This window comes from Prevotella sp. E13-27, from assembly GCF_023217965.1.
Lineage (GTDB): Bacteria > Bacteroidota > Bacteroidia > Bacteroidales > Bacteroidaceae > Prevotella.
The window spans coordinates 1,322,412-1,339,658 of sequence record NZ_JALPSC010000002.1 but is presented as its reverse complement, the minus strand read 5'-3'; the positions used below and the strand labels follow the sequence as shown (position 1 = coordinate 1,339,658).

The window sequence follows — 17,247 nt, the reverse complement described above, 5'->3', positions numbered from 1 at the left end:
AAGGATGAATAATATAGAACAGGTGTTAAAGACCTATTACGGGTATGATGAGTTCCGGCCTTTGCAGAAGGACATCATCATGCACACCATTGGCGGTGGCGACTCGCTGGTGCTGATGCCTACGGGTGGCGGCAAGTCGTTGTGCTTTCAGATGGCGGCGCTGATGATGGACGGAATGGCTGTTATCGTGTCTCCACTTATTTCGTTGATGAAAGATCAGGTGGAGGGTTTGCGGATGAACGGTATTGCGGCGGAGGCATTGAACAGCAGTAACGACGAGGGCTATAACCGCGACATTATTAATCGTTGCGTGGACGGAAAGGTGAAGATGCTCTATATCTCGCCCGAACGATTGGTGGGCGGTGTGCTGACGATACTACAGAATGTAAAGGTGTCGCTCTTTGCTATCGATGAGGCGCATTGCATATCGGGCTGGGGCCACGATTTTCGACCTGAATACACGCAACTGGGGCAGTTGAAGCAGTTGTTCCCCCACGTGCCGATTATGGCCCTGACGGCTACTGCCGATAAAATTACGAAGGAGGATATTCTGGTGCAACTGAACATCAAGGATGCCAAGACTTACATCAGCAGTTTTGACCGTCCGAACCTGAGCCTTGACGTGAAACGTGGCTATTCTGCGAAGGACAAGCTGCGCTCTATCGAGGAGCTTATCCGCAGACATCCTGGTGAGAGCGGTATCATCTACTGTCTGGCTCGAAAAACGACGGAAGCGCTTGCTGCGAAGTTGAAGCAGGATGGTTTCTCCGTAGGTGTGTATCATGCTGGAATGCCTAACTCTGAGCGTAACCAAGTGCAGGATGATTTCCAGAACGACCGTGTGCTGGTCATCTGTGCCACCATCGCCTTTGGCATGGGTATCGACAAGAGCAATGTGCGTTTTGTGGTTCATTACAATCTGCCCAAGAGCATTGAGAGTTTCTATCAGGAAATAGGGCGTGGTGGGCGCGACGGTCTGCCTTGCGAGACGATTCTGTTCTACAACCTGCAGGACATTATCACCCTGCGGAAGTTTGCGGATGAGAGTGGTCAGCGGGAAATCAATTTCGACAAACTGAAGCGTATGCAGGAGTATGCCGAGGCACAGGTATGTAGGCGACGGATATTGCTGAACTATTTTGGTGAGACAAGCGATAAAGGTTGCGGCAACTGCGATGTGTGTCATACGCCACCTCAGATGTTTGACGGAACGACCATCGTACAGAAAGCCCTATCGGCCATTGTCCGTACGGAGGAGAAAATCGGATTCACGCTGATGGTAGATATTCTGCGAGGCACACTGTCGCCTGATGTGGTGAGCAACAAGTATAACGAGATTAAGACCTTTGGGGCAGGACGCGATATTTCTGCTCGCGACTGGCACGACTATCTGCTGCAGATGCTACAGATGGGATTTTTCGAGATAGCTTATAACGAAGACCGGCATCTGCATATCACGCAATTGGGGCAAGAGGTGCTATATGGGAGGAAAAATGTGCAGCTCGCCATCATCAACCGCGAGGAATTTACCGTGAAATCTCGCAGGAAGAAGCAACGTGAGGAGCGGGAGATGGAATGGGCTACAGTTGGACAAGGACAATCGGGCGGTTTGTTCAGTCGGCTGCGTGAAGTGCGACGTCAAGTGGCAGCAGAGATAGGTAAGCCTGCCTTTATTGTCATGTCCGACAAATCGCTGCAGGACCTTGTGCTGAAACGGCCTACGACATTGGAGGCGATGGCGGATGTGTATGGCTTTGGCGAGTATAAGGCCAAAGCTTACGGAAAGCCATTCATTGAGGCTATCAAGCAGTATGCAAGTGATAACGTGGATTTGCCGTTTCCTGATGTTGTGGAATTTGCAGATGTGCCTTCGATTTTGATATCGCCAGAGCCCGCTTCCTATATGGAACAGCAGAAACAACTTCATGCAAGCGCTTATGCACATTGGGATGATGAAGAAGACAAGAAACTCACAGAATACTATAGGCAAGGGCTTAGCGCGTCTGAGATTGCATCTCTGATGAATCGAAATACAGGAGGTATATCATCGCGCATCAAAAAACTTGGGCTCAGAGATGATGAGTCAGCAAGCACAGATGTAGATTCAAGTGAGAAAAAAAGCGATGGATATAAGCAGGAAATGGAAAGGCTTATTGAGATGCAAGCGGACATCAATAGGCAAATTGAGGAATTGCGAAAGAAAATGAAGTAACTGAAGTTTCCCACCCTTTGACAGGTGATAAAGACATAGCGAATTGAGTATGAAATAATCAGCAAAACAAAACAGAAATCGAGAAAAATTTCGTAAATTTGTAGTCGCTAAACAAAACAAATGCGAAACGCTTCAAGACTTCTGTTATGACTGCAAAATTAGAGAAAATCCACGAGATGTACAAACTTTTGAACGAAAAAGAGCGTGTGAACCACGATATTTTATCGACCTTTGGTCGTTTTGGCCTCTCTCAGGCCCTCCGTCGACTCGGTTTGGAGAAGCAGCAGGGCGTGTCTGCCTTGCAGCTGATCATCTCTTTGTGCCTGTTCCGCTTCAACGGCGAGAGTGTCTTCGGTATGTACCGCAAGGACTTCCATGCCTTGGTCGAGACTGGCAAGAACTGCTACTACCGCATGCTTAATCGTGAGACTATGGACTGGCGCTGCCTGCTGCTTCGCATGTGTGTGCGCTTCTTCGCCATCCTGCGCAAGGAGCATGCTGAGGAGACGGAGCAGCCCCGCTGCTACATCATCGATGACACGACATTGGAAAAGACTGGCGTTTCAATCGAGGGTGTCAGCCGCGTGTTCGACCATGTGAGACACAAGTGCGTGCTGGGCTTCAAGGAACTGATACTGGCCTACTTCGACGGGCGTACCACGATACCCGTTGACTTCTCCCTGCACCGCGAGAAGGGCAAGGAGAGCAACTACGGCCTGAGCGGGGATGAACGTAAGGGGCAGTTCTCCAAGAAGCGTGATGAAAAGAACCCCGACCATGCAAGGCATAAGGAACTGGACATGAAGAAGACCGACTGCGCAGTAGCCATGATGCAACGCGCGTGGAAGGCTGGGCTCCGTGCCGCATACGCCCTTTGCGACAGTTGGTTCACCTGCGAGGAATTCATACATGCCGTTCGTGCCATAGGCGACGGAAGCGTGCATTTCCTCGGTATGGGTAAAATGGATAATAGGAGATACTATGTGCGTGGATTCCATCAGAACGTATATGAGATGATCTCGCGCTACGAGCGCACTGAGGCAAAGAAGATGCCCAAGTACAACAGCCGCTACTTCATCGTCAACGGATTCATGGGTAAGGAGATTGTACGTATCTTCTTCATCAAGTACGGCCACAACCAGAACTGGAACATCATCGTCACCACCGACCTGACAATGGGAATCACCAAGTGTTTCGAGACCTACCAGATCAGGTGGAGCATAGAGGTGCTGGCGAAAGAGAGCAAGCAGTATCTCGGCCTCGGACGCTATCAGGGAAGGGACTTCGACGGACAGATTGCCGACTGCACGCTCTGCCACATGACCTACATCGTACTGGCCCTTGACAAACGGCTCAACGACTATGAGACCATGGGAGCCTTGTTCGAAGAGCAAAGGGCTGACCTGATGGCACTCACGCTCTGGCAACGGCTGCTGGCCGTCATCAAACGGTTGCTCGATGTACTGGCGGATATGCTGGGAGTCACCTATAAAGAACTGTCTGCAAACATCGTCTGCAATGAGAAAATGCTCGACAAGTACATCGTCATGGCTGAAGCGTTGGAAGAGTACGAGGAGGCCGCGTAGTATGAGACAAATTGAAAATCAAATATTTAGGCCACTCCGAAAAGGTGGGAAACTTTAGTGAAGTAATAGCTATTTGAACACTTATGGATAAACTCTCAGCACAACAAAGACACGCCAATATGGCGGCGATTCGGTCGAAGGATACTAAGCCGGAGATGATTGTGCGTCGTGGGTTGTGGAAGAGAGGGTTCCGGTATAGGTTGAATCATAAGCGGTTGCCTGGACATCCAGACTTGGTGCTGAGAAAGTATCGGACGTGCATCTTTGTGAATGGGTGCTTTTGGCATGGACACCATATCAATTTACAATTTGACGATTTACAATTTACGATTTCTAATTCGGGGTGCTGCAAGATTCCGAAGACGAACAGGGAGTTCTGGGTGGCGAAGATTAGAAGAAATAAGGAACGGGATAAGGAGGAACAGCGGAGGCTGGCGGAGATGGGCTGGCATTGCATCACCGTTTGGGAGTGCGAGCTGAAGCCGTCAAAGCGAGAAGAGACGCTGGAATCGATAGCATTCACCCTGAACCATATCTGGTTGCAGGATCATGGGGCGAAGACTAATTCTTATCCGAAGGTGGAAGAAGAGGATATGCAGATGCCGATGGCGGCAGAAGAAACGATAATAAACAAATGACAACAATGGATATAAAGGAACTATTGAATCGGACGGATAGGTTTGCGGCCAATGCGGGTTGCAGGATTACGGAGGTGGACGAGCGGCATGCTGTGACGGAGATGACCGTCAAGGAGATGCACCTGAATGGCGGCAATGTGTGTCAGGGTGGGGCGCTGTTTACGTTGGCCGACTTGGCGATAGCGGCATGGATGAACTACAACGGTCAGCTGACATTCGGCATCAACAATAGCATCATGTTTGTATCGAGTGCACGTGAGGGCGATGTGCTGCGGGCTGAGGCTGTCGGCATTTGCGACCATCACAAGATTCCTGCCGTAGAGGTGCGCGTGACCAATCAGGACGGACGACTCATCTGTCATGTGACGGGAATGGGTTATCGTAAAAGCGTAAAGGTGCCAACGGAAGAATGAAGAAAATCATCGTTGCGATAGATTCGTTCAAGGGCTGCCTGACATCGACTGAGGCTAATCAAGCAGCGAGTGAGGGTATTCTTGCAAAGATGCCTGAGGCAAAGGTTGTGCAGGTGCCTGTGAGCGATGGTGGTGAGGGATGGCTGGGAGCTTTTAAGGCTGCGATGGGTGGCTCAATCGTAGAGGTCAACGTGAAGGACCCGCTGATGCGCCCTATCGTGGCACAGTATCTCATTCAAGGCGATACAGCGGTAATAGAGATTGCCAAGGCCAGCGGACTGACGCTGCTCAAGCCCGAAGAGCGCAATCCAATGGTGGCCACGAGTTACGGTACTGGTCAGTTGATAGTAGATGCTGTTAGAAGAGGCTGCAAGCACATTATCGTAGGTCTTGGCGGAAGTGCCACCAGCGACTGTGGCATTGGCATGCTGCGAGCGATTATCGATAGTTTTGCCAAAGGGAAGTCCTGGGATGATGTGCGTGAACTGGATAATGTCCGCTTCACGATAGCAACGGATGTCACCAATCCGCTTTGTGGTGAGAATGGTGCGGCTTTTGTTTTCGCTCCTCAAAAGGGAGCTACACCGGAAATGGTCGAGGCCCTTGATGCTCGTGCCAAACGTTTTGCGGAGGCATCTGCCAAGCATCTGGGCCGTGACTGCCAAAACGCGCCTGGCGCAGGTGCAGCAGGAGGCTTGGGTTATGCCTTCCTGCAATACATGAATGCCGAATGTCGTTCAGGCATCGACCTCCTGTTAGATACCATCCATTTTGACGACCTGCTACAAGATGCCGACCTCGTCATTACAGGTGAAGGCTCTGCAGACCGCCAAACGCTCATGGGTAAGTTGCCCTTTGGCATCTTGCAGCGAGCAAGAAAACAAAATGTTCCTGTAATGCTTATAGCCGGCCGCATAGCTGACGAACAATTCCTTCTTGATGCAGGCTTCTCCCATGTCGCCTGCATCAATCCTCCTGGAATACCCCTCGAAATCGCGATGCAACCCGCAACAGCGAATGAAAATATCAGGCGAGCGGTGTCTTTTTCTGCCAGGAATTCGCGAATATTGCGAAATTCTTTGTAACTTTGCCATCGTTGAGGCTAAGAGTTTATTACTATGACCGTAAAAGAGATTTTTGAACTGCGGAAGCAGGGAAGAATAGAGGAGGCATACGAAGCTATACGTCCGATGTACGCCGTGCATCAGGGTAAATATACGACGTTGTGTATGTTCTGGACAGCGAACGATATCCTGAAGAAACGCATCAAGGAGCGACGGCTGGACGAGGCTGAGAAGATTTTTAAGGCGCTGTTGCGTGTGCTGCTCAATATCGAAGACAAAGATGGCAAGGCACTCAGCAGCATCCTATACGATGCCGTGACGCTCGATAAGGAGAGTAAGTCGTTTTGTATGCTTGACTTTGTGGAACAGCTGAAGGTCGAGAAGTTGAGCGATGAGGATTGGAAAGACCTCACCCCTTGCCCCTCTCCGAATGGCGAGGGGAGTAAATACACCATCCCCTCTGTTGCCCAGCAGATGCTTACCTGCGCCTTCCATGAATTGCAGGAGCAGATGTATGGCGACTTTATGACAAAAAAGGCCCCGTTGTCGCACGACGAAGTCATGGCCAGCAGTCTGAAGGTGATGCCATTGCTGCAGGAGGCCATGCGCCGCAATCCGCGCGACAAGCACAACCAGCGCTATATTGCTGTGGTCTATACCATTATGGGCGAACGCGATAAGGCCGTGGACATCTATCATCACTTGCTCAAGCGTTCTCATGACAGTTATCTCTATGCCGAACTGGCCGAGTTGACCGATGACCCAGGACAGAAAGCCGCGCTCTATTGTCAGGCCATCCAGAACCAACGGCAGGAGAAGTTTCGCACGGGCTACCGTCTTGAGCTGGCCCAACTGCTTATTGAGCGCGATAAGCCCCGTGCCGCCCATGAGCTACAGAAGTGCGTTGCCACCCGTAAAGCATTAGGCTATCACAATACTCGTGACATCGAGCTGATGCTGCAGCAAGTCGCTGGCATCCAGCCCACGACCGATGCTGAACAGCAGGACTTTTATCGGAAGATGACGGAGAAGTACAGAAATTGAGAATTGAAAATGACGGCCAAGGAGATAATATCGTATATGGAATCGCTGCAGAATGAGGAACAGCGACGGATACTCATGGGGTTCTTTAAGACGGGGCCTGGGGAATATGGCGAGGGCGATGAGTTCCTGGGGCTGAAGGTTCCGCAGACACGCGAGGTGGTAAAAAATGCATGGAAGGACTTTCCCTTGGACGAGGTGCCAGAACTGCTGATGAGTAAATGGCATGAGGTGAGGCTTTGCGGTCTGCTGATTTTGGTCGCGAAATTTGAGAAACTGGCTACCAAACGACTGGAGAATGACGAGAAGACCATCTGTGGTCGCGACGAGATTCTGACGATGTATCTGCAGTATGCTGAGCGGGCGAACAACTGGGATCTTGTGGATTTGTCTGTGCATAAGATTCTGGGGCATTGGCTGCTACTACCGACGAACCTAAGCCCCTTCCCGATTCCCACCGTCGCGAATGGGAATTCGCTCCCCTTTGTGGGGCCGCAGCCACATCCGGTGGCTGCTCTAAAGACCCCAGTCGCCCCCCAAGGGGGATGGGATTCCCTTCAAATCGCATATAAGCGGCAAGTGCTGGATGAACTTGCACAAAGCGAAAATCTTTGGAAGCAGAGAATGAGCATAGTGTGTTCGTGGAAGACCTCACAGATGGGGGACCCGTCGTGGTGTCTGAGGTATGCAGAGGTACACCTGCATCATCCGCATGACTTGATGCACAAGGCGGTGGGTTGGATGCTAAGGGAGATGGGTAAGCGCGTAAGCATGGATCTTCTTCGTGAATTCCTGCATCAACATGCCCATGAAATGCCTCGCACCATGTTACGCTATGCCATTGAAAAGATGTCGGAACAGGAACGACAATATTGGATGAAACGATAACCTCTTGTTGATATGAGAGACATGGAGATACATAGCTGTCCGGAACTGATGGACCTGATTCAGGAGGTAGGCTTCCTGCCATTGTTGGATAGTGGCATCAGGGGCTACTCGGCAGAGGAACTGGTGGATGAGGACAATCGATATGTGGTGTTCGATGACGGCGGATGGGACTGGCCGCTGTGGAAATGGAAAGGGCCCATCGTCACCGAAGGACACTGCGTGTATGGCAAGTTCTTTGCGGGCAAGGCTGGGTTCGTGAGCAAAGACTGGTGGCCTGACCTATGCAACTATCGTCGCGCTTTGAGGCCAGCGCCTGTGGAGGGCAGTATCGAGGAGGCAATCTTGCTGACATTGGCAGAGCATGGAAGTCTGATTACACGTGAATTGCGTGCTGCCTGCGGCTTTGATGGTCCCAAGATGCGGAGCAAGTTTGACGGTTATGTGACACGCCTGCAGATGGCCTGTCGCATCATAACCGAGGACTTTGTGTATCCTACTGACAAGCATGGGCGTGAATACGGCTGGGGCTGGTCGCTGTTGACAACGCCAGAGCGGCTGTTAGGACGTGAGATGTGCCGATGCGAGCACACGCCACAGGAGTCATTCGAACGGATGTTTGAGCACCTTCGCAGACTGTTGCCCGAGGCCACCGATAAGCAGATTACGAAGCTAATCAAGTGAGCAGAATAATTGAAATAAAAACAAATAATTAACCCCTAACAACTATGAATATTGGAGACAAGGCGCCCGAGATTCTGGGCAAAGACGAACAGGGACGGGATATCCGTCTGAGTGATTATAAGGGTCGTAAACTGGTGTTGTATTTCTATCCTAAGGACAATACGAGTGGCTGTACGGCTGAGGCTTGCAGCTTGCGCGACCACTATAGCGAACTGCAAGGCAAGGGCTATGAGGTGGTAGGTGTGAGCAAGGACAGTGCTGCCTCGCACGTGAAGTTCAAGGAGAAGCACGAACTGCCCTTCCCGCTGATTGCCGATGTGGACAAGACATTGATGGAGGCCATGGGTGCCTGGGGCGAGAAAGTGATGTACGGCAAGAAGACCATGGGCACCATCCGCACCACCTTTATCATCAATGAGGAGGGTATCATTGAGCAGATCTTCGCTGGCAAACAGGTGAAGACCAAAGAGCACGCAGAGCAGATTCTCAACAAATGACTTCCTATCTGAACACGGAGAATATTGAGCGTAGCAGGGGTGGGGTAGAGTACCACCCGTTGCGGCCTTTCCTGCCGGAGAACGCGAAGCTGCTGTTCTTGGGTAGTTTTCCGCCCCAGCGCAAGCGGTGGTGCATGGACTTCTATTACCCGAACTTTATCAACGACCACTGGCGCATTGAGGGACAGATATTCTTTGGCGATAAGAACCATTTCGTGGATGTGCCAAACAAGCGTTTCAAGATTGACGAAATCGTGGCATTCTGCGAAGAGAAGGGGCTTGCCTTCTTTGATACCTCTACGGCCATCCGTCGCCTCCAGGATAATGCCTCTGATAAGTTTCTTGAGGTGGTGGAGCCAACCGACATCCCTGCCTTACTCCGGCAGCTCCCTCATCTTCGCGCCATCGTCACTACAGGCGAGAAGGCCACAGAGACTATCTGTAAGACAATGGGGATTTCAGAGATTCCCAAGGTGAATACATCTTCCCTAATCCCTCATACATCTTCCATCATCCTCTATCGCCTTCCTTCCTCTTCTCGTGCCTACCCCTTGTCGTTCGACAAAAAGGTGGATGCCTACCGTTGTTTCTTTGACTTCATATCTTTGCAGTCATGCTGACAGAAAAGACAATGGAGAAGCTGCGGATACTCGCAGAGTCGGCGAAATACGATGTGTCGTGCTCGTCGAGTGGCACCGTACGCAAAGGTAAGCAGGGCATGGTGGGCTCAACCGTTGGTGGCGTGGGCATCTGTCACTCGTTTGCCGATGATGGAAGGTGTATCTCGTTGCTGAAGGTGATGCTGACGAACTACTGTATGTATGACTGTGCATATTGCATCAACCGTCGAAGCAACGATATCAAGCGGGCAACGCTCTCCGTGAGCGAACTGGAGGAAATCACGATGGAGTTCTATCGCAGGAACTACATTGAGGGGCTCTTCCTGTCGAGTGGTGTGGTACGCAATCCTGACTATACGATGGAGCGGTTGACTGCCATTGCTCGCGACCTCAGAACCGTTCATCGTTTTAACGGCTATATCCACCTGAAGAGCATCCCAGGCTGTTCGCAAGAACTGCTCAACGAGGCTGGCCGCTATGCTGATCGCATGAGTGTGAACATCGAGATACCCAAGGAGGAATCGCTGAAGCTCCTTGCGCCTGAGAAAGACCACAAGAGCGTGTTCCAACCGATGAAGATGATTCAGCAGGGTGTGCTGGAAAATAAGGAAGACCGTAAGAAGTATCGCTATGCGCCACGATTCGTGCCAGCAGGTCAATCGACGCAGATGATTGTGGGGGCTACGAAAGAGAGTGATTTGGACATCCTGAAAATGTCCAGCGCATTGTATCAGCAGCCCACCATGCGTCGCGTGTATTATTCTGGCTATGTGAGTGTGAACACCTACGACCCACGACTGCCTGTACTCAAGCAGCCGCCATTGGTGCGCGAGAACCGTTTGTATCAAGCTGACTGGCTGTTGCGATTCTATCACTTTAGCGTCGACGAGATCGTCGACGAGATGCACGTGAACCTTGATTTGGAGGTGGATCCGAAACTGGCGTGGGCACTCAGGCATCCTGAATATTTCCCTGTGGATATCAATACGGCAGATTACGAGCAGCTATTGAGAGTCCCTGGACTCGGTACCAAGTCGGCTTGGCTCATCGTGAACTCGCGTCGCTTTAACTGTCTTACTTCTTACGACCTTAAGAAGATGGGTGTCGTCATGAAGAAGGCAAAGTATTTTATTACATGCAACGAGTTGACCTCACAGTTCTCACAGCCTATCGTCGGCATCAACGAACTGCGACCAGAACGGCTAAGACCATTGCTTGTCTCGAAAGCCCAGCAGAAACGGGCTGCAGAGGAACAACAACTGAAACTGGACTTCGGAGATGTTTAAGACAACGAATTTCACGGATTACACGAATTGATGCGATGACGGTATATGTGTTTGATGGAACGATGGACGGACTGCTGACGGCGGTGTTCGATGCTTTCTATATGAAGGAACAACCAGAGCAACTGCTGGCTGAGGGCGATGCGTTGCCGCTGTTCTGTGAACGGACCTATCATGTGACGACTGACGAGGAAAAGGCACGACGGGTGTGGGCAGGGTTGGAGAAGAAACTCAGTCGCGAGGCCCTGCGACTGATCTCTGTCAGTTGGCTGTCAGAGCTGAGGAAACTGAACACGCCGTTGTTCCAATATATATGTAAGGTCTTTCGTCAGGGCGATATATCACGGAATTTCGCTGATACTGATGTGTTGGCTGTGACAAATATCGCCCGACGCGTGCTGCATGAACAACTGAGGATGAAGCAGTTTATTCGTTTTCAGAAGGCGAAGGATGGCACTTATCTGGCTGTCGTATCGCCCGACCATAACGTGCTGCCCATCATCATCGACCATTTCCAGGACCGCTTCAACGACCAGCCGTGGCTGATATACGATGCGAAGCGGCATTATGGGTACTATTATAGCCTCACCCCCGGCCCCTCTCCAGAGGGAGAGGGGAGTAATGCGCCCGTCCGCGTCACCTTCGAGGACGAGGCTACTGTGCCGTTTGATTTATCGAATGGAAAACTTGATGCAAACATGCTCAGCGACAACGACCAGTTGTTCCAGGAACTTTGGCGCACCTATTTTAAGGCTATCTGCATCAAGGAGCGCATGAATCCCCGCAAGCAGTTGCAGGACATGCCTCGTCGCTATTGGAAATACATGACGGAAAAGAATTAAAAAGATGACACTTTGATTGGCCAATTCGTTTAACCGTCATTTTATTTTTGCATCACAAGCCTCAGTCCTACCGTATGGTCATTATGCCAAGCGGCAATGGCATAGCGATTTGAAACTCTGGCATAGCGGGCATAGCCTCTGAATCCGCTACCACGAACAACTTTAAAACGGCTACGAATAAACCGTGTGAATCAGGTTCCTTGGTCGTTGGCACAGGGTGCATAAGGCGTATCGCACCACTCCCACACGTTACCGCTCATGGCGTATAGCCCTAATTCATTAGGGCGTTTGGTGGCTACAGGCATATGATGGGACGACAAACTGTCGGTATATTGCCAAGCTACCAATGCTGTGTCGTTTGCACCTGCGTACATGTAGCCTTTCGACTTCTGTCCTCCTCGGGCAGCATATTCCCATTCCGTTTCGGTGGGCAGACGGAAGTGGCGACCAGTCATCTTACTTAGTTTCTCTACAAATTTGTGTGCGAAGTTACACAATTATACCGAATTTTTGTATCTTTGCAACATAATTTCAGGTTCATGGATAAAAAGGAAACATTTGGCCAGCTTGTTCGCTTTGGTATCGTGGGCACCATTGCCGCCGCTATCCACTACGGTGTGTACTGGTTGCTGCAGATCTTTATCGAGGTAAACATCGCTTATACCGTAGGCTATATCGTTGGTTTCTTAGTTAACTACTATCTGTCGGCCCACTTCACCTTCCGCGAAAAAGCCTCTGTCTGCAACGGTATTGGTTTTGGCGGCGCCCATGCTGTTAACTACCTGCTACATATCGTGCTGTTTAATTTCTTCCTGTGGATGGGATTCAGCCGTGCGGTAGCCCCATTGGCTGTTTTAGCCATCGCCGTACCAGCCAATTTCATCATGGTACGTTTTGTTTTCAAACACTTTAAAAAGCAGTAGTCATTGAGATAGTTATCACTTCAGTATTTTTAATTATGGATGCAAAACGAATATTGAATTACCTGAAACAGTTGATGACCAACAACAACCGCGACTGGTACTTGGCCAATAAGGCAGAGTATGACACCATTAGGGCCGACTTCGAGGAGGGGGTGAAACTGGCTATTGGAAGAATTGCCGGCTTCGACCCGTCGATTGCTCATCTGAGAGTGAAGGACTGCACCTACCGCTTCAATCGCGACACGCGATTCTCGAACGACAAGTCGCCCTATAAGAACCACTTGGGGGCTTATATCGCTGCTCACGGCAAGAAGGCACTACATGGGGGCTATTATCTGCACCTGGAACCAGGCCATTGCATGGTGGCCTGTGGCAACTATTGGTTGCCCACAAATATCCTTACCTCATGCCGAAATGAGATTATGGCCAATACCGACGAGTGGCTTAAATGCGTGGAGAACAAGATGTTCCAGAAGTATTTCGGAAGTCCGCAAGCCAGTAGCTTCAAGACACCTACTGATGTCTCCTCGTGGGATCAGCCACAAGGTTTTGGACTGGAAAAACTGAAGAGCTGTCCATCGGGATTCCCTCGCGACTGGGTGCATATCGAGTATCTGCGAATGAAGGACTACTGCTGTTGGCATCAGGTGTCTGATGACTTCTACCAAGGCGATAAATGGCTTGACGAGATTGAATCCATGTTCAAAACCGCCAAGCCCATGATGGACTTCATCAATTCGGTCATCGACGATTACGAGTGAACGGCAAGATTTTTCGAAAAATATTTGGAAATAATCAGGATAGTTCATATCTTTGCATCGAGAAATAAATACTGATACAATTATGTTAGGAATTGAGTCACCCAGAAAGCCCATCACGGGTCAATTTGCGAAAGAACTTCGTGAAGCGCTGGTTCGTGCTCGTACAGGCAATTTGAATCAGTCGGAAAAAGAAAGTGTTCTTCGTTCAGAAAAAGTGTCACGAAAGTACAATGCAGTCTGGAAATAACGAAGAACATATAGACTTATTATTTGAAAGAATTGATGATGCGTCAATTCTTTCAAATTTTTATTGTGGCATTCCTGACAGTTGTCATCAGGGACAGGCACCGTGTCACCAGGAATACTAACCCAATTGCGGACATCTTTTCTTCTAAACTAAATTCCTTTTTCATTTGAACCTTTCAGTTGTGTCCAACTTTCTGGGTTCACTTCAAAACCTGTCCCTGTGATTCTCCAATCCCGATTCTATGCTTCTTCGTATCAATCAATAAAAGACATTCTTGATTTCTTTTATTATAATTCACCCTTTATCACTTTATGCCACCAATCCCATTGATAACCAGTAGATGGATGATATACGGCAATACAGCGAACTTGTTTATCATTTTCCAATTGATAATAACCGTTTTTAATTTCCCATCCATCTACTTTCAACAGATCACCCCATGTCCATCTGTCCTCTGGCAAATTGTTAAATAACTTACCAACTCCCCATACGATGATTAAGTCTGGCTGCAAATCATTAATTACTTCAAAAAATGCATTCTCTGCATTTTTGTAGTCGATTGCAGAACCTGATTCTCTGGCTCCAGACATTGGAACTTGAAGATAATTATAGAAAGCTATGGAATTCCATATCCTCTGACTATCTTCTGGGTAAGTCTCTTTACCTTCAAGGGAACGTTCGAATTTCAAATATGTGTTAGTCCATTCACCTTTATTTTCGCAAAACTCACCATTCCTGATTGCAAGATAGTCAGTTATTACTTTTTTAGTCAAAGTGGGGACTGCTTCTTCCTCTGAGCAGTAAAAACTTTCTCCAATAACCAGAACCTTTTTCCCATTAAAACCACTCGTCAGGTAATTTTCACCTTTCCATGGTTCAAAACGTACATGTTTCATAACTAAATTATTTTTAATTGATTTGTTTACTCCTTTTCTTCCTTCTTGAAACTCTCTTCAAATATCGTAATGTCACTCACCTCTAAGTACGTACTATTTAACTATCACCTTCTTGCCATTTACGATATTAATACCTTTTCTGGTCTCTGGCAGGTGAACACCATTCATGTCGTAAATAGTGGTGTTACTGTTTTGGGCATTCTCAACATCATTGATTCCAGTGGGATTACCTTCCTCAATATGAACAAAGTCCATCCAACCCTCTGTTGCCTTATATTTATCAATAGTACCATTGGGTACATACAGCGTAGCATAATCGAATGTGCCAAATGTAAAGACTCTTTTACTTGATCCTTTACCATATATTCCAAATGGATTCTCTATAAGCGAAATAATGATGGGGATATCTACTCCATCGAAAGAATTATATCCAAGACTTGTTACGCCGCTGCTAATTAAAACGGACTTAAGGAAAGTACAACCATCGAAAGCATGATAGCCAATACTCTTCACGCTGTTGGGGATGGTAATGGAGGTCAGGTGAGGACAATTACTAAAAGCATAACTGCCAATAGTCGTCACACTATTGCCGATAGTGACAGACATAAGGTCAGTACAATCATCGAAAGCAAAACTACCAATACTCGTCACACTATTCCCGATAGTGACGGCGTTAAGTCTAGAGCATTTAGCGAAAGCATTTTTGCCTATGCTTTTCACACTATTGGGGATGATGACAGAAGTAAGGTTATAGCAATAAAAGAAAGCATCATCTCCTATACTTGTCACGCTGTTGCCTATGGTGATTGTTTTGAGGCCAAAGCAGCAATTAAATGCACTTTCTCCAATACTCTTCACACTATTGGGGATGATGACCGTGGTGAGACCTCTACAAAAATAGAAAGCTCGATCACCAATACTTGTTACACTACTGAGTATACGCGTATTTTTACAACCGTATAGTAATGTGTTACTTGCCGTTTCTATAATAGCATTGCAGTTATCGCGAGAATCGTATATAGCATTACCAGCTTCAACCTTTATAGAATAAAGTCCAAAGCATTCATTGAAAGCTGCATCGCCGATGGTCGTCACACTGTTGGGGATCTTGATGGAGGTAAGCTTAGAGCAGCCGTCGAAAGCCTGATTGCCAATGCTCGTCACACTACTACCAATAGTGATAGAGGTAAGATCAGAACAATTATCGAATGCTTCATTACCTATACTCATAACGCTATAAGTAACATTATTATAATTAACAGACTCCGGAATAACTATACTCCCCGTATATTTATTAGGATTACTCGTTACTTCTGCAACATTAAAATCAGTATATAGATTGTAATAGATGCCATTGATTTCAACAGCATCTGCACTTGCTATCAATGGTAATATCAATACAACAAGTAAAAGCAGTTGTTTCTTCATAATCATATAGTTTTAGGTTATTTCAATACACACAAAAAGAAAACGTGGACAATTTACTTCGTCTACGTTTCTGAGGTATCGGCAAACACCTATGTAGCTTAAACGAGTAAATGCCCACGCCGAACGGCGTGAACTCCTACTTCAGTCCTTGCTACATTCTGTCAATTTTGCCGATTTTCAGAAACAAGAATCTAAAAGTGGATATTCATCCTATATGTCCTTATTTTCAGTTATTTCATTCTTTGCCCATAGGCATCTGTGGTTTTAAGGGTTCAACATTTATCTTATTGCTGAATTAGCTCAGCTATTACCTTAACTAACTCATAGGCAGGTTCCACGATTGTGCTCAGTTCTTCTTCGTTGATTGAAAAGAAACAGTTGTAATCTCCCTTTTCTCTCAGTTGCTCCATTCGGGTTAGAAACCCACCCAGTCTATCTTCTATAATACCTGTTTTGATGAAGTGTAGTCCGAACTGGCTCAACATACCGGTATGCCTCTTACTAGCCAGTCCATGATGAATAAACAAGCCCTGAACAGCATGGAAACACGCATAATAGTAGCGGTTCGCAGCCAAATCCCACTGTTGCAAACCTCTCACCATTTCCGCCTGATCTAAAAAGCGGTTGGCTTTTTCCATCTGGAGCTTTACCAAAGTTTTTCTCTCTTCATCATTCAAACTCATAGGGCAATGGCATCTTCTATTACGTTGTGATAGAACGGAGTGATACGGCTGGCCTCCCATTCTTTCTTGGTATACATGATGGGGTTGATTTCGGCACCCATATCCCAACCGAGTTTGGTCAGTGGATAGGTAATGGTGTCGTAATCCTCAGGGGTCAGCCTGTCTTTGTCGAGAACTATCAGTATGTCCCAATCCGATTCCTGACGGGCATCACCGCGAGCTTGCGAACCATAAAGCATTGCCGTAGCCTGCTTGGGCAGATTCGCGTCAAGTGTCTTTTTGATGTTTTCAATGATCTTCTTGTCCATAGTAATCGTTCTTCTTGCAGGCAAAGATACAAACAATTTCTGAGACTTCCAAATTTTGATGCAGAAAGTTGCCACAGGTGATATAGAAGGGACAGTTCCGCTGACACGTATATTGTCATTAGGGACAAGCACCGTGTCATCAGAAAGAGGGACGATGAAAATAAACTATTCTTGGGAACGTAACATTTTCGTTTTTTGCATACGATATTAATAAAAAAAGGTGTATCTTTGCAAAC

18 protein-coding genes and 1 pseudogene are annotated in these 17,247 nt (G+C 48.0%); 14 read left to right on the top strand and 5 right to left on the bottom strand.

The genetic code is table 11. From position 1 onward, the window contains the following. Positions 1 to 13: 13 nt before the first annotated feature. The 12 genes and pseudogenes from recQ to M1L52_RS14565 form a co-directional block, all read left to right on the top strand. Positions 14 to 1,813, top strand: a pseudogene (gene recQ / locus M1L52_RS14620) (DNA helicase RecQ); the annotation flags it as partial. Between the two features lie 545 nt (positions 1,814 to 2,358). After that, positions 2,359 to 3,798 (top strand): transposase, encoded by a 1,440-nt coding sequence (locus M1L52_RS14615; RefSeq protein WP_248615763.1) that lies wholly within the window; start codon positions 2,359 to 2,361, stop codon positions 3,796 to 3,798. Positions 3,799 to 3,881: 83 nt separating this feature from the next. Next, positions 3,882 to 4,436 carry a very short patch repair endonuclease gene (locus M1L52_RS14610; RefSeq protein ID WP_248615762.1) on the top strand — a complete coding sequence of 185 codons (555 nt, stop codon included), beginning with the start codon at positions 3,882 to 3,884 and terminating at the stop codon, positions 4,434 to 4,436. A 5-nt stretch (positions 4,437 to 4,441) separates the two neighbouring features. Beyond that, entirely contained in the window at positions 4,442 to 4,849 is a 408-nt protein-coding gene (locus M1L52_RS14605) for a PaaI family thioesterase (protein WP_248615761.1), read from the top strand. Next, the gene (locus M1L52_RS14600; RefSeq protein ID WP_248615760.1) at positions 4,846 to 5,934 is read left to right on the top strand and encodes a glycerate kinase; all 1,089 of its coding nucleotides are present in this window, start codon (positions 4,846 to 4,848) and stop codon (positions 5,932 to 5,934) included. The genes M1L52_RS14605 and M1L52_RS14600 overlap by 4 nt, the downstream gene beginning before the upstream one ends. Positions 5,935 to 5,967: 33 nt before the next feature. After that, positions 5,968 to 6,957, top strand: a complete 990-nt coding sequence (locus M1L52_RS14595; protein ID WP_248615759.1) for a tetratricopeptide repeat protein — start codon at positions 5,968 to 5,970, stop codon at positions 6,955 to 6,957. 9 nt (positions 6,958 to 6,966) lie between these two features. Further along, complete coding sequence (locus M1L52_RS14590; RefSeq protein ID WP_248615758.1) at positions 6,967 to 7,842, top strand: DNA alkylation repair protein; 876 nt, start codon at positions 6,967 to 6,969, stop codon at positions 7,840 to 7,842. Positions 7,843 to 7,863: 21 nt separating this feature from the next. Continuing rightward, positions 7,864 to 8,523, top strand: coding sequence for a hypothetical protein (locus M1L52_RS14585; protein WP_317231494.1), 660 nt, complete (start codon positions 7,864 to 7,866; stop codon positions 8,521 to 8,523). 44 nt (positions 8,524 to 8,567) lie between these two features. Further along, positions 8,568 to 9,020, top strand: a complete 453-nt coding sequence (gene bcp / locus M1L52_RS14580; protein ID WP_248615756.1) for a thioredoxin-dependent thiol peroxidase — start codon at positions 8,568 to 8,570, stop codon at positions 9,018 to 9,020. Next, positions 9,017 to 9,640 carry a uracil-DNA glycosylase family protein gene (locus tag M1L52_RS14575; RefSeq protein WP_248615755.1) on the top strand — a complete coding sequence of 208 codons (624 nt, stop codon included), beginning with the start codon at positions 9,017 to 9,019 and terminating at the stop codon, positions 9,638 to 9,640. Before bcp ends, M1L52_RS14575 begins: the two co-directional genes overlap by 4 nt. Continuing rightward, entirely contained in the window at positions 9,634 to 10,926 is a 1,293-nt protein-coding gene (locus M1L52_RS14570) for a putative DNA modification/repair radical SAM protein (RefSeq protein WP_248615754.1), read from the top strand. The genes M1L52_RS14575 and M1L52_RS14570 overlap by 7 nt, the downstream gene beginning before the upstream one ends. 35 nt (positions 10,927 to 10,961) lie before the next feature. Continuing rightward, positions 10,962 to 11,765, top strand: coding sequence for a TIGR03915 family putative DNA repair protein (locus tag M1L52_RS14565; RefSeq protein WP_248615753.1), 804 nt, complete (start codon positions 10,962 to 10,964; stop codon positions 11,763 to 11,765). 191 nt (positions 11,766 to 11,956) lie between these two features. Here M1L52_RS14565 and M1L52_RS14560 read toward each other — a convergent pair whose 3' ends face one another. After that, positions 11,957 to 12,262, bottom strand: coding sequence for a formylglycine-generating enzyme family protein (locus tag M1L52_RS14560; protein WP_262918004.1), 306 nt, complete (start codon positions 12,260 to 12,262; stop codon positions 11,957 to 11,959). Between the two features lie 42 nt (positions 12,263 to 12,304). Here M1L52_RS14560 and M1L52_RS14555 point away from each other — a divergent pair, with 42 nt between their 5' ends. Next, positions 12,305 to 12,688: a GtrA family protein gene (locus M1L52_RS14555; protein ID WP_248615751.1), complete on the top strand. Its 384-nt coding sequence runs from the start codon at positions 12,305 to 12,307 to the stop codon at positions 12,686 to 12,688. Positions 12,689 to 12,723: 35 nt separating this feature from the next. Beyond that, entirely contained in the window at positions 12,724 to 13,449 is a 726-nt protein-coding gene (locus M1L52_RS14550; RefSeq protein WP_248615750.1) for a DUF2461 domain-containing protein, read from the top strand. Between the two features lie 534 nt (positions 13,450 to 13,983). Here the strand turns inward: M1L52_RS14550 and M1L52_RS14545 are convergent. From M1L52_RS14545 to M1L52_RS14530, 4 genes are all read right to left on the bottom strand, one after another. Further along, entirely contained in the window at positions 13,984 to 14,592 is a 609-nt protein-coding gene (locus tag M1L52_RS14545) for a hypothetical protein (protein WP_248615749.1), read from the bottom strand. 93 nt (positions 14,593 to 14,685) lie between these two features. After that, positions 14,686 to 15,822 (bottom strand): leucine-rich repeat domain-containing protein, encoded by a 1,137-nt coding sequence (locus tag M1L52_RS14540; protein WP_248615748.1) that lies wholly within the window; start codon positions 15,820 to 15,822, stop codon positions 14,686 to 14,688. Between the two features lie 482 nt (positions 15,823 to 16,304). Next, positions 16,305 to 16,703, bottom strand: coding sequence for a HEPN domain-containing protein (locus M1L52_RS14535; protein WP_248615747.1), 399 nt, complete (start codon positions 16,701 to 16,703; stop codon positions 16,305 to 16,307). After that, positions 16,700 to 17,011 (bottom strand): nucleotidyltransferase domain-containing protein, encoded by a 312-nt coding sequence (locus M1L52_RS14530; protein WP_248615746.1) that lies wholly within the window; start codon positions 17,009 to 17,011, stop codon positions 16,700 to 16,702. Before M1L52_RS14530 ends, M1L52_RS14535 begins: the two co-directional genes overlap by 4 nt. Positions 17,012 to 17,247: the final 236 nt, after the last annotated feature.

Bases quoted from the DNA above. Each gene is read 5' to 3' on its own strand.
- M1L52_RS14615 (WP_248615763.1), top strand. From the start codon at position 2,359: ATGACTGCAAAATTAGAGAAAATCCACGAGATGTACAAACTTTTGAAC.
- M1L52_RS14610 (WP_248615762.1), top strand. From the start codon at position 3,882: ATGGATAAACTCTCAGCACAACAAAGACACGCCAATATGGCGGCGATT.
- M1L52_RS14605 (WP_248615761.1), top strand. From the start codon at position 4,442: ATGGATATAAAGGAACTATTGAATCGGACGGATAGGTTTGCGGCCAAT.
- M1L52_RS14600 (WP_248615760.1), top strand. From the start codon at position 4,846: ATGAAGAAAATCATCGTTGCGATAGATTCGTTCAAGGGCTGCCTGACA.
- M1L52_RS14595 (WP_248615759.1), top strand. From the start codon at position 5,968: ATGACCGTAAAAGAGATTTTTGAACTGCGGAAGCAGGGAAGAATAGAG.
- M1L52_RS14590 (WP_248615758.1), top strand. From the start codon at position 6,967: ATGACGGCCAAGGAGATAATATCGTATATGGAATCGCTGCAGAATGAG.
- M1L52_RS14585 (WP_317231494.1), top strand. From the start codon at position 7,864: ATGGAGATACATAGCTGTCCGGAACTGATGGACCTGATTCAGGAGGTA.
- bcp (WP_248615756.1), top strand. From the start codon at position 8,568: ATGAATATTGGAGACAAGGCGCCCGAGATTCTGGGCAAAGACGAACAG.
- M1L52_RS14575 (WP_248615755.1), top strand. From the start codon at position 9,017: ATGACTTCCTATCTGAACACGGAGAATATTGAGCGTAGCAGGGGTGGG.
- M1L52_RS14570 (WP_248615754.1), top strand. From the start codon at position 9,634: ATGCTGACAGAAAAGACAATGGAGAAGCTGCGGATACTCGCAGAGTCG.
- M1L52_RS14565 (WP_248615753.1), top strand. From the start codon at position 10,962: ATGACGGTATATGTGTTTGATGGAACGATGGACGGACTGCTGACGGCG.
- M1L52_RS14555 (WP_248615751.1), top strand. From the start codon at position 12,305: ATGGATAAAAAGGAAACATTTGGCCAGCTTGTTCGCTTTGGTATCGTG.
- M1L52_RS14550 (WP_248615750.1), top strand. From the start codon at position 12,724: ATGGATGCAAAACGAATATTGAATTACCTGAAACAGTTGATGACCAAC.
- M1L52_RS14545 (WP_248615749.1), bottom strand. From the start codon at position 14,592: ATGAAACATGTACGTTTTGAACCATGGAAAGGTGAAAATTACCTGACG.
- M1L52_RS14540 (WP_248615748.1), bottom strand. From the start codon at position 15,822: ATGAGTATAGGTAATGAAGCATTCGATAATTGTTCTGATCTTACCTCT.
- M1L52_RS14535 (WP_248615747.1), bottom strand. From the start codon at position 16,703: ATGAGTTTGAATGATGAAGAGAGAAAAACTTTGGTAAAGCTCCAGATG.
- M1L52_RS14530 (WP_248615746.1), bottom strand. From the start codon at position 17,011: ATGGACAAGAAGATCATTGAAAACATCAAAAAGACACTTGACGCGAAT.